This is a genomic window from Pseudomonas sp. Z003-0.4C(8344-21), assembly GCF_900104975.1.
Classification (GTDB): domain Bacteria; phylum Pseudomonadota; class Gammaproteobacteria; order Pseudomonadales; family Pseudomonadaceae; genus Aquipseudomonas; species Aquipseudomonas granadensis.
The window spans coordinates 4543215-4558147 of record NZ_LT629756.1; the positions used below are offsets into that span (position 1 = coordinate 4543215).

The following is a 14933-nucleotide window of genomic DNA, read 5'->3' on the forward strand; positions in this document are numbered from 1 at the left end:
GCGAGGTTGACCCCTCGCCCACGAAAAAGCCCCACTCTCTTGTCAGAGGCGGGGCTTTTTCATGCAGATCCAAATGTGGGAACAGGATGAGTCAGTTGGCCAACGGCTTCGAGGCAATCGCCTTCTCGATCGCCGCAATGAACTCCGGATCATCCGGCTTGGTCAGGCTGGAGAAACTGGCGACGACCTTGCCCTGACGATCGACGACGTATTTATAGAAATTCCATTTCGGCGCATTGCTCTGCGCGGCCAGCACTTGAAACAGGTGCGTGGCATCGTCGCCACGGACCTTTTGCGGTTCGGTCATGTTGAAGGTAACGCCGTAATTGGCGTAACAGACCTTGGCGGTTTCCGCGCTGTCCTTGGATTCCTGCTTGAAGTCGTTGGACGGCACGCCGAGCATTTCCAGGCCCTGCGGCTTGAAGCGCTGATTGACCGCTTCAAGGCCTTCGAACTGCGGCGCGAAACCGCAGAAGCTGGCCGTGTTGACCACCACCAGCGGTTTGTCCGCGTACTGTTTGCACAGATCGATGGATTCCTTGGCCCGCAACTTGGGCAGCGAACCTTGAAGCAGCTCCGGGCAATCCGCGGCCTGGACGAGGCCAGTGATCGCCAGCAGCAATGCGGGAGCAGCACACCAACGCATCAACATGTTGAACATCCTTGAGCAGTTGTCAGGCCTCGACGTTACTCGCCATGCCCGGTTCTAGCAAATGCTCATGCCCAACTGCATCAGGGCCAGACCGCCCTGCTGCCAGCCCCACCACGCCAGCGCCAGCAGCGCGGCGCCGAGTGCGCTGATGGCCAGTCGCGGCCAGAGGCGATTCACGCGGCGCTCGCACTGGCTTGCAGGCGTGCGACCGGGCGCTCGCGTACCGGCCAGTTCAACGCCGCGGCCAACAGGCTGAGAAGAATCGCCACTTGCCAGATCAAGTCATAACTCCCGGTGCGGTCGTACACCACCCCGCCCAGCCAGCCGCCGAGGAACGAGCCAAGCTGATGGAACAGGAACACGATGCCACCGAGCATGGACAGGTTGCGCACGCCGAACAAGGTCGCCACCGTACCGTTGGTCAGCGGCACCGTCGACAGCCACAAAAAGCCCATCGCCATGCCGAACAGGTACGCCGATGTGGTGGTGACCGGCAGCCACAGAAACAACACGATCACCACCGCCCGCAATAGATACAGTCCGGTCAACAAGCGCGGCTTGGACATGCGCCCGCCGAGCCAGCCGGCGGTGTAGGTGCCGAAGATATTGAACAAGCCGATCAGCGCCAGCACCGTGGTGCCGACTGTGGCCGGCAGGTGCTGGTCGACCAGATAGGCCGGCAGGTGCACACCGATGAACACCACTTGGAAACCGCAGACGAAAAAGCCGAACGCCAACAGCCAGAAGCCGGAATGCGAGCAGGCTTCGCGCAGGGCTTCGGACAGGGTTTGCTCATGGCCGAGCACCGGCAGTGGTTTGTCCTTGAGCATGCTCACCAGCGGCACGATCATCGCCACCAGCAGGCCCAGCACCAGCAGCGCCGCCGACCAGCCAAGCCAGCCGATCAAACCGAGGGTGCCCGGCAACATCGCGAACTGGCCGAACGACCCGGCAGCGCTGGCAATGCCCATGCCCATGCTGCGTTTATCCGCCGGCACGGCGCGCCCGACCACACCGAGAATCACCGAGAATGAGGTACCGGACAAGCCGATACCGATCAGCAGCCCGGCACTGAGCGACAGCGTCATCGGCGAATCGGACAAGCCCATGCAGACCAGCCCGAGCGCATACAGCACACCGCCGATCAGCACCACTTTCGCCGCGCCAAAGCGGTCGGCCAATGCACCGGTGAACGGCTGCGCCAGGCCCCAGATCAGGTTCTGCAAGGCGATGGCGAAGGCGAACACCTCGCGCCCCCAGCCGAACTGCGCGCTCATCGGCGACAGAAACAGACCGAAACCGTGGCGCACGCCCAATGACAACGCCAGGATCAGCGCACTCCCCAGCAACACCCAACCGCACGTACGCCACATCGATGTCATTATTATTCTCCGGTCGCGGGTATATACCCGCTTGAGTTCGGAAAAAACCGGCCTCAGGCCAGTTCATCCAGCAATTTGAGCAAGGTCTCGCGTTTTTCTGCGCCGAGCCGGTCGATCAACCGCTCCTGCGCCGCTTCCCAGGCCGGCAGCGCCGCTTCCAGGCGCTGCGCACCGGTTTCGGTCAGACGAACGATGCGGTTGCGCATGTCCTCGCCTTCAGCCAGCGCCACCAACCCCTCGCCTTCCAGCACCCGCAAATTGCGCCCGAGGGTGCTGCGGTCCAGGCCCATGGCTTCGGCCAGTTCGGAAATGCTCGGCTGATCCAGACGCTGCAGGTTGCACAGCAGAGAATACTGGGCAACGTTGATCCCGAAGCCGTCGAGGGCGCCGTCGTAATGCCTGCTGACGCCACGCGCGGCGCGACGCAGGTTGATGCACAAACACTGAGAAGGAAGCATGGTGCGTGTATATACCCGCGACTGTGTTAAATCAAGTTACAGATGGATTTTGACCGGAACATTTGTGGTGGCTGGAATATCGCTATCGCGAGCAGGCTCACTCCTACCGGGGAACGCATTCAAATTGCAGGAGTGAGCCTACTCGCGAACATGCCGGCATAACCGACGCGTAAAGCTCAGACCAACGCCAGCCCAACCAACACCCCCATCTCGAGCAATTCCAGCAACGCCCCCGCCGTATCCCCGGTCGTCCCGCCCAACCGCCGAATCATCACCTGACGCAGCCAGACAAACATGACGACGCAAATCACCACCGCAACGATCCCGGCCATCAACGCGCAAGCAAGCGCACTCACACCCAGCACCCACCAGCCCGCCCTGCGCGGCAGGTGATCAGCCAACGCCTGCCCCAATCCACCGGCACGTACATACGGCGTGGTCAGAAACAACCCCAGCAACGCCGCCCGGCCCAGCACCGGCACGATGAGCAACACCAGCCCCTGCCCTTGCTCGATCAGCGCCAGCAACGCGGCGAACTTGAGCAGCATCACCAGCACCAGCGTCACCACGGCAATCGGCCCGCTGCGCGGGTCTTTCATGATCGTCAGCGTGCGCTCGCGATCACCGAAACCGCCGAGCCAGGCATCGGCGCTGTCGGCCAGACCATCGAGATGTAGCGCCCCGCTGAGCAGCACCCAGACCGTCAGCAACAGTACCGCGTGCAGCAGCAAAGGCGCACCGGCCAACAGCATATTCATAGCCCAAAGGATCAGGCCAAACAGCAAACCCACCAGCGGATAGAACAGCAATGAGCGACCGAGCTGTTCTGGCTCGGGCATGCCCGGCAGCCGAATCGGCAGACTGCTGAGAAACTGCAAGGCGATCCACAGCGGCAACATCTCAGTGACCTTCCTTGAGCGAGCCGTCGGCCGCGACCGTCAGCGCAAATAGTGCGCCATGACCCACCTCGACATTCAGCAGTTGCTCGCGAGGCAAACCGCGCGCCCGCGCCAGCAGCAGACGCATCACGCCGCCATGGCTGACCAGCAGAACCCGCTCGCCTGCGTACGTTGCGTACAGCCGTTCAATGGCCGCCAATACTCGCGCGGAAAAGTCGCTGACCGCTTCTCCATCCGGTGGCGTAAAGGCATACGGATCGGCCCAGAACAGCCCCAACGCCTCGGCGTCAGTCTCCATCAGCGCCGCCGCACTTTGTCCTTCCCAGGCGCCGAAATGCAGTTCCTGCAAATCCTTGTCCAGATGCACGCTGAGGTTCAGTTGTTCGCCGAGTTCGGCGGCGAACCGCGCGCAACGCTGCAACGGCGAGCTGACGATTCGCTCCCACGGCCCACCCGCGATCACCGCTGCGCGCATTTGCGCCCAGCCCAACTCGGTCAGCGCATCATCGAGGCTGCCGCGCAGGCCGCCGCCCAGTTCGGTTTCGCCATGACGCAGCAGATGAAGATGCAAGGTCATGCCGGACGATCCGCCACCGCCGCTTCAGCGAACGTTGCCATTTGTCCGTGCAGGTCGCAGGCCAGGCGCAACAGCGGCACCGCCAGCGCCGCGCCGCTGCCCTCACCCAGGCGCAGACCGAGTTCCAGCAACGGCTCGGCCTGCAGCGTTTCGAGAACATGCCGATGGCCCGGCTCGGCACCGCGATGGCCGAACAGCAGCCACTCGCGGCAGGACGGGTTCAGGCGCACCGCGACCAGCGCAGCGACTGTGCAGATAAAGCCGTCGACCAGCACCGCAACACCCTCCTGCGCCGCAGCCAGATAAGCGCCGACCAGCGCGGCGATTTCAAAACCACCGAGGTTGAACAGCGTCTGCAACGCATCGCCGCGCTGTGCCGCGTGCAAGGCCAGGGCGCGCTCGATCACCTGCGCCTTATGGCTGACGCCTGCGGCATTCAGCCCGGTGCCGGGGCCGGTCAGGTGCGCGACCGGGCAATCGAGCAAGGCGCAGGCCAGGGCGCTGGCCGCCGTGGTGTTGCCGATGCCCATTTCGCCGCCGATAAACAACTGCGTGCCTGCCGCTTTTGCCCGCAACAGGCTGTCACGACCGGCCTGCAAGGCTGACTCGCCCTGGGCCTGGGACATTGCTGCGCCGTGGGCGAAGTTCGCCGTGCCCGCGCCGATGTTTACATGCCGCACGCCCGGCAGATTCAGCGCCGGATTCACGGTGCCCAGATCGACCACTTCCAGCTGAGCGCCGAGCTGTCGCGCCAACACGCTGATCGCCGCGCCGCCGCTGACGAAGTTGAGCAGCATCTGCCCGGTGACTTCCTGCGGGAACGCCGAAACGCCCTCCGCTACCACGCCGTGATCGCCGGCAAAAATCGCGATCCAGATCTGCTCCAGCGTCGGTTTGACCTGCCCTTGCAGGCCGGCCAGTTGCACCGCGACCGTTTCCAGCCGACCGAGCGAACCGGCCGGTTTGGTCAGTTGCTGTTGCCGCGCCGCCGCTTGTTCAACGGCGTTGTTGTCGACCGATTGGCACGGGTTGAGCCACCAGGCTTGAGTCATAACGCAGGTCCTTTCAGAGTCAGGGGCAGGCCGGCAACGGTCAGGACAACACGCTGACAACGCTCGGCCAGAGCTTGATGCAGCCAACCGGCTTCATCGACATAGCGGCGAGTCAATTCGCCCAGCGGCACGACACCCATACCGGTCTCGTTGCTGACAAAAATGATTTCACCCGGCAACGAGGCCAGGCCATCGAGCAGCGCCTCACGCTCGGCGACGAGGCGTTCGGCGTCGTCGAGCATCAGCAGATTGGTCAGCCACAACGTCAGGCAATCGACCAGCAGGCACCGCTCGGCGCTGGCGGACTCGCGCAGAACCCGGGCCAGTTCGAGGGGTTCTTCGATGAGCGCCCATTCAGCCGGACGGCGGGCACGATGGTGAGCGACGCGCGCGTTCATTTCGCCATCGAGCGGTTGGCTGGTGGCGATGTAGGTCACCGCCAGATGGCTATCGCTGGCGAGTTTTTCTGCCAGCCGGCTTTTGCCGGAGCGGGCGCCGCCGAGGATCAGTTGGAGCATGGGGAACATCCTGAAAATTGTGGGTTGAGGCGACTGGCGCTATCGCGAGCAGGCTCACTCCTACAAGGGATCTTGAGTAGCCATGAATTTTGTGTAAAACACATAACCCTGCAGGAGTGAGCCTGCTCGCGATGAGGCCATTGAACCCACCTCAGATCCCACAGAGCTCACGCAACAACCCGGTATCCAGATGCTGCTCCACCAGATCCGCCAGGCGTTCGATATCGCGCTCGCGCAGGCCGTGGTAATCCACCGTCTGCACATCGCTCAACCCGGCCCAGCGCAGCATCGCCACACTCGCCTCTGGCGATTCGAACAAGCCATGCAGATAGGTGCCGAACACCTGGCCGTCATCACTCTGCGCGCCGTCGCAACGACCGTCATCGAGAAACACTGCTGCGTTCTCCAGCGCCGGCCCGCGGGTGACGCCAGCATGGATTTCATAACCACTGACCGCCGCGTTTTCCAGCGCCAGCCGCCCGCGCACGTTGCGCAATTGCTTCTCGGCTTCGAGCGTCGTTTCAAACGCGAGCAACCCCAGCCCGGCGCTGGAACCTGCTGCGCCTTCCAGACCCAGCGGGTCGTGGACCTGCTCGCCAAGCATCTGCAGACCACCGCAAATGCCCAGCACTTTGCCGCCGTAGCGCAAATGCCGGTGGATCGCCACGTCCCAGTCGTTGGCGCGCAAATACGCGAGGTCACTGCGAACGCTTTTCGAGCCGGGCAGGATGATCAGGTCCGCAGGCGGAATCACCTGTCCCGGCCCGATAAATTGCAGATCGACCTGCGGATGCAAACGCAGCGGATCGAAATCGGTGTGGTTGCTGATGCGCGGCAGCACCGGCACCACGACTTTCAGTACTTGCTCAGCCTTGTCGGTCTGGCGCTGGTCGATGCCGTCTTCAGCCTCAAGGTGCAGATCCAGCACATACGGCAATACGCCAACCACCGGTTTGCCGGTGCGCTGTTCCAGCCAGTCGAGGCCCGGTTGCAGCAAGGCGATGTCACCGCGAAAGCGGTTGATGATGAAGCCTTTGACCCGCGCCTGTTCGCTCGGCGACAGCAACTCCAAAGTACCGACCAGATGAGCGAAGACCCCGCCACGATTGATGTCGGCGATCAGCAGCACCGGGCAATCCACCGCTTCGGCAAAGCCCATGTTGGCGATGTCGCCGGCACGCAGATTGATCTCGGCCGGTGAGCCGGCGCCCTCGACCATCACCAGTGGATAGGCGGCGCTGAGGCGTTCGTGCGAGGCCAGCACCGCTTGCATGGCGATGGCTTTGTAGTCGTGATAGGCGACGGCGTTCATCGTCGTCACCGCGCGGCCGTGAATGATCACTTGCGCGCCGGTGTCGCTGTTGGGCTTGAGCAGCACCGGGTTCATGTCGGTGTGCGGTTCGAGATGAGCAGCCTGCGCCTGCACCGCTTGCGCCCGGCCGATCTCGCCGCCGTCCGCCGTCACCGCGCTGTTGAGCGCCATGTTCTGCGGTTTGAACGGCACCACCGCGACGCCCTGACGGGTCGCCCAACGACAGAGCGCCGTCACCAGCGTACTTTTACCGGCATCCGACGTGGTGCCCTGCACCATCAGCGTGGTCATGGGTGTTCCTTACGGTAGGCGTCGAGGGCGTGTGCGAGTCGCAGCTCATCGGCGGCATTGCCGGGCAGGCCGAAACGCAGGCTGCTGTTGTGGGTGAACAGGCGCAGAAGAATGCCGCGCCGGGCCATGAAGTCGTGCAGCGTTTCGGCGTGCTCGGTAACCAGCCACTGAAACAGCGCGCAGCCACCCTGCGGTTTGAAGCCGTAGCGCTCGAGCAACGCCGCCAGCCGTTCGCTGGCTTCATCGCTGCGAATCCGCTGGCGCGTGTGATTTTCGGTGTCTTGCAGACACGCCTGGCCGAGCACCCGCGTCGGCCCGCTGACCGCCCACGGTCCGACCTGTTCGGCGAGCAGTTTGAGCAACTTGCGCTCAGCCAGCACGAAGCCCAGACGCACCCCGGCCAGACCGAAAAACTTGCCGAACGAGCGCAACACGATCAGGCCGATCTGGTGGCTATGGGCGGCCAGGCTCAAATGCGGCGTGTTGTCCATGAACGCTTCGTCGACCACCAGCCAGCCGCCGCGCTGGGCCAGCCGCGCGTGCCAGTCGAGCAGGCGCGCCGGGGTCAGGCTGAGGCCGGTCGGATTATTCGGGTTGACCACCACCAGTACGTCGAGGCTGTCGAGAAAGAACTCGACTTCCTGCTCCAGCACTTCGCGAACGATGTAGCCACTGCGCCGCCACGCCTCGGCATGTTCGGCATAGCACGGTGACAACACGCCGACCTTGCCGGCACGGCGCAAGCGTGGCAGCAACTGGATGGCCATCTGCGAACCGGCCACCGGCAGCACTTGCGCGGCGCCGTAGCAATCGCACGCCGCCTGCTCCAGGCCATCGTCGGTTTCCGGCAGGCGAGCCCAGGCGCGCAAGGGGATTTCCGGGATCGGAAAAGGCCACGGCGCCAGGCCGCTGGACAGATCCAGCCAGTCGGCTTCGGCAATGCCGTAATCGTGTGCAGCCTTGCGCAGTCGGCCACCGTGCTCAAGCATAGAATTCAGCCCCCACGCAAAGAATCAGCAGCCATAACCATACCCCGCGCTGGACCAATTGCCAGCCGCGCTCGATGGAATCGGCATCGGCGGGGGCGCCTTCACCAAGCTGCGGGCGCTCGTGCAATTCACCGTGGTAAATCGCCGGCCCACCCAGCTCGACGCCGAGTGCGCCAGCGCCAGCCGCCATCACCGGGCCGGCGTTGGGGCTGTCCCATTGTGGCGCCTGGGTGCGCCAGCACTTGAGCGCGAGGCGGGTTTTGCCGAGCAGCGCGTAGGTCAGCGCCACCAGCCGTGCAGGAATGTAGTTCAACACGTCGTCAATTTTCGCCGCCGCCCAGCCGAATCGTTCGAAGCGTTCGTTGCGATAGCCCCACATCGCGTCCAGCGTGTTGCTCAAGCGATAGAGCACCACGCCCGGCGCACCGGCGACGACAAACCAGAACAGCGCAGCAAAGACCGCATCGCTGCCATTTTCCAGCACCGATTCGGTGGCGGCGCGGGCCACGGCGTTGCTGTCGAGCTCGTCGGTCTGGCGGCTGACCAGATAGCCGACGCGAGTACGCGCTTCGGCCAGATCATCCGCGCGCAATGCCGCAGCCACCGGCGCGACATGTTCGCCGAGGCTGCGCATGCCGAGGGCGCAGTACAGCGCAAGAATCTCAACGACCCAGCCCACGTACGGCGCCCAGGAAAACGCCGTGGCGAGCAGCGTCAGCGGCAGCACCGCGATCACCCACGCGGTCACACCATGGCTGCGCCAGCCGCGGCCACCGGCGTTGAAACGTTGCTCGATGCGCCCGGCAAAATTGCCGAACGCCACCAGCGGATGCCAGCGTTTCGGTTCACCGAGCAGCGCATCCAGCGCCACCGCGGCGACACTCAACAACGCCACACTCATTGACTCACTCCCCAGTAATTTTCGTACAGCAATTCGTTCAGCGGTCGCGCCTGCGCCCAGCCTTCGAGGACCAGCATCGGCGCCGGGTAGAACTCTTTGACCGGGCCCAGACACAGCACGGCCAGCGGCTTGGCACCCGGCGGCAAGTGCAGCAGATCGGCCAGCGCCTGCGGCTCGAACAGCGACACCCAGCCCATGCCCAATCCTTCGGCACGGGACGCCAGCCACAGATTCTGGATCGCGCAGGACAGCGAAGCCATGTCCATCTCCGGCAGCGTGCGCCGGCCAAAAATGTGTTTTTCGCGATCGTCCATCAGCGCCGCCACCAGTACTTCGGCGCAGTCGTTGATGCCTTCGACCTTGAGTTTCATGAACTCGTCGCTGCGCTCGCCAAGGGCCTCGGCGGTGCGCACGCGTTCTGCTTCCACCAGATGCTGAATCTGCCCGCGCAGGGCGCGGTCGCTGATGCGGATGAAACGCCAGGGCTGCATCAGGCCGACACTTGGCGCTTGATGGGCGGCTTCGAGCAAACGCCGCAACAGTTGCGGTTCAACAGTGCCGCCGCTGAAGTGACGCATGTCGCGGCGTTCGGCGATGGCTTTGTAAACCGCCTGGCGCTCGGCTTCAGAGAATGCGTTGTCGGTCATGGCCCCATCGCTGGCAAGCCAGCTCCCACAGTGGACGGTGCAATACCTGACGAAACGTAATCCCCTGTGGGAGCTGGCTTGCCAGCGATGGCGGTCTCAAGACCGGGCGCAAACAGCGCAGCGACAGCCGCAGGATTCGACGGAAAATAAAAGTGCACATAAGAAGCCGTCATCCGCCCTTCACGGTAGACCGCCTCGGCCCCTCGCCCACCATTCGGGCTCAGCCCACGGGCAATCGGCGTCAGTTCGGTGGTCGTCAGCGAATGGTGATACGTGTGCCCGCGCAACGAGCCTTCCGGCAGATCGACCGCCTGCAACGCCAACGCCGCCAGACGCTTTTGCATCACCGCCTCGCCCTGCAACAACCCGACCAGTTCAGCGCGGGTGCCTTCGACATCGGTCAGCGAATCGAGCAGATACAGCATGCCACCGCACTCGGCCAGCAACGGCTTGCCTGCCGCATGGTGCGCGCGGATCGCCTCGATCATTGCAGTGTTCTGTGCCAGTGCAACATGGTGCAGCTCGGGGTAACCGCCCGGCAGGTACAGACTGTCCGCCTCGGGCAATTGCGTGTCGCGGATCGGCGAGAAGAAGCTCAACTCGGCGCCCATCGCCCGCAACAGATCGAGGCTTGCGCCATAGGTGAAGGCGAATGCTTCATCACGGGCCACGGCGATCCGCACGCCGTGCAACAACGGCTCAGCAGCAGTCACGTCCGGCGCTGCGAATTCGACGACGGGCGGCAAGGCGACTTCGCAACTGCTGGCCAGTGCGTCGGCGGCAGCGTCGAGGCGCAGGTCCAGATCATTCAGTTCGCTGGCCTGCACCAGGCCGAGATGGCGGCTCGGCAGCTCGATGCCGGTCTCGCGCGACAACGCGCCGTACCAGCGCAGGCCTTCAGTGAGGCTGCCTTCGAGCAATTGCGCATGACGCAAAGTGCCGACGCGGTTGGCCAGCACCCCGGCGAACGGCAGGTCCGGCTGATATTTCGCCAGGCCCAGCGCCAGTGCGCCGAAGGTCTGCGCCATGGCGGTGCCGTCGATCACTCCGAGCACCGGCACGCCAAAATGCCGCGCCAGGTCGGCGCTCGACGGCGTGCCGTCAAACAGGCCCATCACGCCTTCGATCAGAATCAGGTCCGCGTCGCCGGCGGCTTCCCACAACAGGCGACGGCTTTCCTGCTCGCCGACCATCCACATGTCCAGTTGATAGACCGGCGCACCGCTGGCGCGCTCGAGGATCATCGGGTCGAGAAAGTCCGGGCCGCATTTGAACACGCGGACCTTGCGCCCCTGATTGCGATGCAAACGGGCGAGCGCGGCGGTGACCGTGGTCTTGCCCTGGCCGGAAGCCGGCGCGGCAATCAGGACGGCCGGGCAGTGACGGGGCTGATTCAAAGTTCGACGCCTTTCTGCGCTTTGATCCCGGCCTGGAACGCATGCTTGAGCATGCCCATTTCCGTGACCGTATCGCCCATCTCGATCATTTCCGGCTTGGCGCCGCGCCCGGTCACCACCACATGTTGCATCGGCGGCCGCGCCTGCAAATCGCTGAGCACCTGATCGAGATCCAGATAACCGTGCTTGAGGGCGATGTTCAATTCGTCGAGCACCACCAGCCCTATCGACGGATCGCGCAGCAGTTCGCGAGAAACTTCCCACGCCGCCGTGGCGGCGGCGATATCGCGCTGACGGTCCTGGGTCTCCCAGGTGAAACCTTCGCCCATCACATGGAAGCGCACCTGCTCGGGGAAGCGGCGGAAGAACAGCTCCTCGCCCGTGCTGTTGCGGCCCTTGATGAACTGCACCACGCCGCACTGCATGCCGTGGCCCATGGCGCGGGCTAGCATGCCGAAGGCCGAGCTGCTTTTGCCTTTGCCGTTGCCGGTCAGCACCAGCACCAGGCCGCACTCGTCGGGCGAATTGGCGATGCGTTCGTCGATCACGGCTTTTTTGCGCTGCATGCGCGCCAGATGGCGTTCGTCGCGCTCGGGGGAATCGGTCATGGGGGAGCTCTCCGTTGAGACGGGTAAACGGCGGGCAGGCACAAGAATAGACGGCAAAAAGCCTGGCATCGCCCACCGTGATGCCGCTGGATGGATCAGGCCGGTCTCCGGGCTCATGAGCGGCGTTGGCCAGACTGCGCGCCTTCCCGCTGTTGAGCAGTGGCATTGAACGCAGTGTTCACTCATTTACCGTTGCGGGGGCAGCGCCGGGATCGTCGTGGCTTCGCGTGAAGACCACCCTCACCGGCTTCCCTGTTTCACTCTGTCGACGCAGGTCACAGAGCACCTGAAACAAGCGGCGAAGGTTAGAGGGTTGGGGGTGGAGCGTCAATTAAAGAGGCGGCCAACGGGCGAGAAACTGCCATCAATCAATTATCTGCTGGCAATCTTGTGCCAGACTGTGACAAGTGATATCAAAGAGCCATGCTTTTATCGAAAAAGTACACCACAACAATAAGGACGATGACGATGCAAGGCATGATCATCAGCAACCCGCGCCTGGAATTCCTGCGCCCGGTGCTTGAACGCTGGTTTGACTGTATCGACCGCTACAACACCGTGCGCGGCGACGGCGATACGCCGTACTGGCATGATGAGAAAGCCAACCTCGGCCTGCTCTCGGCCGCCGCCTGGATGGCCGAACTGGTGACCTTGAACGACACCGTCACCCGTAAACAGAACGAAGACGGCGAGCGCAATGCCCGCGCCGATCTGTTTATCGCCGGCAGCGAAGACCGCGCCTTCATTCAGGCCACACAACGCTGGCCAAGGGCGAACAACCTCAACCTGACCCAACCCCTGGCCGATATAACCTCTGACGCCAAACGCATCAGTTACGCCAGCGATCTCAAGCTCGGCTGCCTGTTCGTCGCCCCGCAAAAGGCCCAGCACAGCGCCAGCCCCGAAGAATTGCAGGACATGGTCGACGACCTGCAAAAGGAACACACCTGCGCCGTGGCCTGGTATTTCCCCTACGCCTACCGCAAATTGCACAGCGACGCGGGCAACTATCACCCGGGCATCGCCGTGCTGTTCAAGGAAGCCCGCGGTTGAGCAGTTGAACCATCGGGCTTGCGCCCTCCTCTATGGTTAGGAATGCATTCATAGGGAAGATCAGCAATGCGCAAGCCCCACCTCGTTTTCGTCATCGCCCTCGCCGGCGGGCTCAGCGCCTGCGGCGAAACCTCCAGCCTGCAAGTCTCCGACGGCACTGGCCCGTCGCCAAAACTGCCGGAACCGAACAAGACCCTGATCCCGACGGTGAACATCGCCCCCGCGATCGGCTGGCCCGAGGGGGCAAAACCGACGGCGGCAGCCGGTACTCAGGTCGCCGCGTTCGCCGAAGGCCTCGATCATCCGCGCTGGCTGTACGTGCTGCCCAACGGTGACGTGCTGGTGGCCGAAACCAATGCGCCACCGAAACCGGATGACAGTAAAGGCATTCGTGGCTGGGTGATGAAAAAGGTCATGGGCAAGGCCGGCGCCGGCGTACCGAGCCCGAATCGCATCACCTTGCTGCGCGATGCCGACAAGGACGGTGTGGCCGAGACCCGCACGGTATTTCTGCAAAACCTCAACTCGCCGTTCGGCATGACCCTGGTCGGCAACGATCTGTACGTGGCCGATACCGATCGCCTGCTGCGCTTTAACTACGAGCCCGGCGCCACCGAAATCAAGACCCAGCCGATCAAGGTCGTCGATCTGCCGGGCGGCACGCTGAACCATCACTGGACCAAGAACGTCATTGCCAGCAAGGACGGCAGCAAGCTCTACGTCACCGTCGGTTCGAACAGCAACGTCGGCGAAAACGGCCTGGATCAGGAAGAGGGTCGCGCGGCGATCTGGGAAGTCGATCGGGCGACCGGTAATCACCGGATCTTCGCCTCTGGCATCCGTAATCCCAATGGCCTGGCGTGGGAGCCCAGCAGTGGCGCGCTGTGGACGGCGGTCAACGAGCGTGACGAGATCGGCAGCGATCTGGTGCCGGACTACATCACCTCGGTCAAGGACGGCGGCTTTTATGGCTGGCCGTTCAGCTATTACGGCCAGCACGTCGACGTGCGAGTCAAGCCGCAGAACCTCGATCTGGTGGCCAAGGCCATCGTCCCGGATTACGCGGTCGGCCCGCACACCGCCTCGCTGGGCCTGACCTTCGCCGAGGGCAACACGCTACCGGCGCAATTCAAGGAAGGTGCCTTCATCGGCCAGCACGGCTCGTGGAACCGCAAACCGCACAGTGGCTATAAAGTGATTTTCGTACCGTTCAGTGGCGGTAAACCGACTGGACAACCGGTGGATGTACTGACCGGCTTCCTCGACAAGGACGAGAACGCACTGGGCCGCCCGGTGGGCGTGGTGATCGACCCGCAAGGCGGGTTGCTGGTGGCGGATGATGTCGGCAACAAAGTGTGGCGCGTGTCTTCTGCCAAATAACTTTCACCTGACACAAACAACTGTAGGAGTGAGCCTGCTCGCGATAGCGCCTTGTCAGTCGACATCATCGTTGACTGAAAGACCGCTATCGCGAGCAGGCTCACTCCTACAGGGATTGTGTGCGATTGGATTTATGGGTTATGCGCCAACTGCCCCGGCTGCAACACCCGCTTGGCACTCAGATAGGCCTTCTGCCAATACGCCTTTGACAGACTGTCGAGCTTGACCGTGCCGCCCGTTGCCGGTGCATGCACAAACCGCCCTTCGCCGACATAAATGCCGGCATGGCTGACCTGCGAGCCGCCGTTGGTGGCGAAGAAAATCAGGTCGCCGGTCTGCAAGCCTTCCTTGCCGACGTTCGGTGCCTGCATGACGATCATTTCGCGGGTGGAACGTGGCAGCGAGATCCCCGCGGCATCGCGGTAGACGAAACCGATCAGGCCGCTGCAATCGAAACCCGAATCCGGCGTGTTGCCGCCCCAGCGATAAGGCGTGCCGACGAGGCCGAGCGCGCGAAACAGCACGTCTTCAGCAACCGGTGAAAAAGCCTGGGAGGGACCGAACACAATCGGCGCGCGAACCACGGGGGCTGGCGGCGGTGTACGACTGGCGCAGGCGCTGAGCAGCGCGGCGCAGAGGATCAAGGTGAGGCGGGCCGACATCGTCATAAGCGGAACATCCTGATCAGGCTGCGGCTTTCTCTGCCGAATGGACAGAAACAAAACCGCCTGCGTCTGTACGCAGGCGGTTTGCCATCAATATGATTCAGGATTCTAGCGGCTACGCGGCAAACTTCAAGTAAGACTTTAACTTCACC

The 14933-nt window shown here is 63.3% G+C and carries 17 protein-coding genes and 1 riboswitch; of the genes, 2 read left to right on the forward strand and 15 right to left on the reverse strand.

Translation table 11 applies throughout. The features are described from left to right. Positions 1-91: 91 nt before the first annotated feature. The 14 genes from BLU24_RS20445 to cobO form a co-directional block, all read right to left on the reverse strand. Complete coding sequence (locus BLU24_RS20445; RefSeq protein ID WP_093103290.1) at positions 92-652, reverse strand: glutathione peroxidase; 561 nt, start codon at positions 650-652, stop codon at positions 92-94. A gap of 54 nt (positions 653-706) precedes the next feature. Then, entirely contained in the window at positions 707-829 is a 123-nt protein-coding gene (locus BLU24_RS28105) for a hypothetical protein (RefSeq protein ID WP_269458358.1), read from the reverse strand. After that, on the reverse strand, positions 826-2034 hold the full coding sequence (locus BLU24_RS20450) for an MFS transporter (protein WP_093103293.1): 1209 nt from the start codon (positions 2032-2034) through the stop codon (positions 826-828). The genes BLU24_RS28105 and BLU24_RS20450 overlap by 4 nt, the downstream gene beginning before the upstream one ends. Positions 2035-2087: 53 nt before the next feature. Then, a complete protein-coding gene (locus tag BLU24_RS20455) occupies positions 2088-2492 on the reverse strand; it encodes a MarR family winged helix-turn-helix transcriptional regulator (RefSeq protein WP_090282446.1) in 405 nt (134 codons plus the stop codon). 176 nt (positions 2493-2668) lie between these two features. Then, the gene (locus BLU24_RS20460; protein WP_093103295.1) at positions 2669-3391 is read right to left on the reverse strand and encodes an adenosylcobinamide-GDP ribazoletransferase; all 723 of its coding nucleotides are present in this window, start codon (positions 3389-3391) and stop codon (positions 2669-2671) included. A 1-nt stretch (position 3392) separates the two neighbouring features. Beyond that, positions 3393-3968, reverse strand: a complete 576-nt coding sequence (gene cobC / locus BLU24_RS20465) for an alpha-ribazole phosphatase family protein (RefSeq protein ID WP_093103297.1) — start codon at positions 3966-3968, stop codon at positions 3393-3395. Further along, a complete protein-coding gene (cobT, locus tag BLU24_RS20470) occupies positions 3965-5020 on the reverse strand; it encodes a nicotinate-nucleotide--dimethylbenzimidazole phosphoribosyltransferase (RefSeq protein ID WP_093103300.1) in 1056 nt (351 codons plus the stop codon). The genes cobC and cobT overlap by 4 nt, the downstream gene beginning before the upstream one ends. Further along, a complete protein-coding gene (gene cobU / locus BLU24_RS20475; protein WP_090282442.1) occupies positions 5017-5538 on the reverse strand; it encodes a bifunctional adenosylcobinamide kinase/adenosylcobinamide-phosphate guanylyltransferase in 522 nt (173 codons plus the stop codon). Before cobU ends, cobT begins: the two co-directional genes overlap by 4 nt. Before the next feature lie 151 nt (positions 5539-5689). Further along, the gene (locus BLU24_RS20480; protein WP_093103302.1) at positions 5690-7141 is read right to left on the reverse strand and encodes a cobyric acid synthase; all 1452 of its coding nucleotides are present in this window, start codon (positions 7139-7141) and stop codon (positions 5690-5692) included. Beyond that, positions 7138-8130: a threonine-phosphate decarboxylase CobD gene (gene cobD, locus BLU24_RS20485; RefSeq protein WP_093103304.1), complete on the reverse strand. Its 993-nt coding sequence runs from the start codon at positions 8128-8130 to the stop codon at positions 7138-7140. The genes BLU24_RS20480 and cobD overlap by 4 nt, the downstream gene beginning before the upstream one ends. Beyond that, positions 8123-9031, reverse strand: coding sequence for an adenosylcobinamide-phosphate synthase CbiB (gene cbiB, locus BLU24_RS20490; protein WP_093103306.1), 909 nt, complete (start codon positions 9029-9031; stop codon positions 8123-8125). The genes cobD and cbiB overlap by 8 nt, the downstream gene beginning before the upstream one ends. Then, entirely contained in the window at positions 9028-9678 is a 651-nt protein-coding gene (bluB, locus tag BLU24_RS20495) for a 5,6-dimethylbenzimidazole synthase (protein WP_093103308.1), read from the reverse strand. The genes cbiB and bluB overlap by 4 nt, the downstream gene beginning before the upstream one ends. Beyond that, positions 9675-11075, reverse strand: coding sequence for a cobyrinate a,c-diamide synthase (locus tag BLU24_RS20500; RefSeq protein WP_093103310.1), 1401 nt, complete (start codon positions 11073-11075; stop codon positions 9675-9677). Before BLU24_RS20500 ends, bluB begins: the two co-directional genes overlap by 4 nt. Beyond that, positions 11072-11683, reverse strand: coding sequence for a cob(I)yrinic acid a,c-diamide adenosyltransferase (gene cobO, locus BLU24_RS20505; protein WP_016773703.1), 612 nt, complete (start codon positions 11681-11683; stop codon positions 11072-11074). Before cobO ends, BLU24_RS20500 begins: the two co-directional genes overlap by 4 nt. 81 nt (positions 11684-11764) lie before the next feature. Beyond that, a riboswitch (cobalamin riboswitch) is annotated at positions 11765-11988 on the reverse strand. Positions 11989-12151: 163 nt separating this feature from the next. Between cobO and BLU24_RS20510 the strand changes: the two genes are divergently transcribed. Beyond that, complete coding sequence (locus tag BLU24_RS20510) at positions 12152-12736, forward strand: hypothetical protein (protein ID WP_093103312.1); 585 nt, start codon at positions 12152-12154, stop codon at positions 12734-12736. Positions 12737-12802: 66 nt separating this feature from the next. Next, positions 12803-14116, forward strand: coding sequence for a PQQ-dependent sugar dehydrogenase (locus BLU24_RS20515; RefSeq protein ID WP_093103314.1), 1314 nt, complete (start codon positions 12803-12805; stop codon positions 14114-14116). 131 nt (positions 14117-14247) lie between these two features. Here BLU24_RS20515 and BLU24_RS20520 read toward each other — a convergent pair whose 3' ends face one another. Further along, positions 14248-14784, reverse strand: a complete 537-nt coding sequence (locus BLU24_RS20520; RefSeq protein ID WP_016773700.1) for a C40 family peptidase — start codon at positions 14782-14784, stop codon at positions 14248-14250. Between the last annotated feature and the right edge of the window lie 149 nt (positions 14785-14933).

Coding starts and splice junctions, on each gene's coding strand:
- cobD (WP_093103304.1), bottom strand. CDS start 8,130: ATGCTTGAGCACGGTGGCCGACTGCGCAAGGCTGCACACGATTACGGC.
- cobU (WP_090282442.1), bottom strand. CDS start 5,538: ATGCTCCAACTGATCCTCGGCGGCGCCCGCTCCGGCAAAAGCCGGCTG.
- cobO (WP_016773703.1), bottom strand. CDS start 11,683: ATGACCGATTCCCCCGAGCGCGACGAACGCCATCTGGCGCGCATGCAG.
- BLU24_RS20515 (WP_093103314.1), top strand. CDS start 12,803: ATGCGCAAGCCCCACCTCGTTTTCGTCATCGCCCTCGCCGGCGGGCTC.
- BLU24_RS20520 (WP_016773700.1), bottom strand. CDS start 14,784: ATGACGATGTCGGCCCGCCTCACCTTGATCCTCTGCGCCGCGCTGCTC.
- BLU24_RS20455 (WP_090282446.1), bottom strand. CDS start 2,492: ATGCTTCCTTCTCAGTGTTTGTGCATCAACCTGCGTCGCGCCGCGCGT.
- BLU24_RS20460 (WP_093103295.1), bottom strand. CDS start 3,391: ATGTTGCCGCTGTGGATCGCCTTGCAGTTTCTCAGCAGTCTGCCGATT.
- BLU24_RS20445 (WP_093103290.1), bottom strand. CDS start 652: ATGTTGATGCGTTGGTGTGCTGCTCCCGCATTGCTGCTGGCGATCACT.
- BLU24_RS20450 (WP_093103293.1), bottom strand. CDS start 2,034: ATGACATCGATGTGGCGTACGTGCGGTTGGGTGTTGCTGGGGAGTGCG.
- cobC (WP_093103297.1), bottom strand. CDS start 3,968: ATGACCTTGCATCTTCATCTGCTGCGTCATGGCGAAACCGAACTGGGC.
- cbiB (WP_093103306.1), bottom strand. CDS start 9,031: ATGAGTGTGGCGTTGTTGAGTGTCGCCGCGGTGGCGCTGGATGCGCTG.
- BLU24_RS20480 (WP_093103302.1), bottom strand. CDS start 7,141: ATGACCACGCTGATGGTGCAGGGCACCACGTCGGATGCCGGTAAAAGT.
- BLU24_RS20510 (WP_093103312.1), top strand. CDS start 12,152: ATGCAAGGCATGATCATCAGCAACCCGCGCCTGGAATTCCTGCGCCCG.
- cobT (WP_093103300.1), bottom strand. CDS start 5,020: ATGACTCAAGCCTGGTGGCTCAACCCGTGCCAATCGGTCGACAACAAC.
- bluB (WP_093103308.1), bottom strand. CDS start 9,678: ATGACCGACAACGCATTCTCTGAAGCCGAGCGCCAGGCGGTTTACAAA.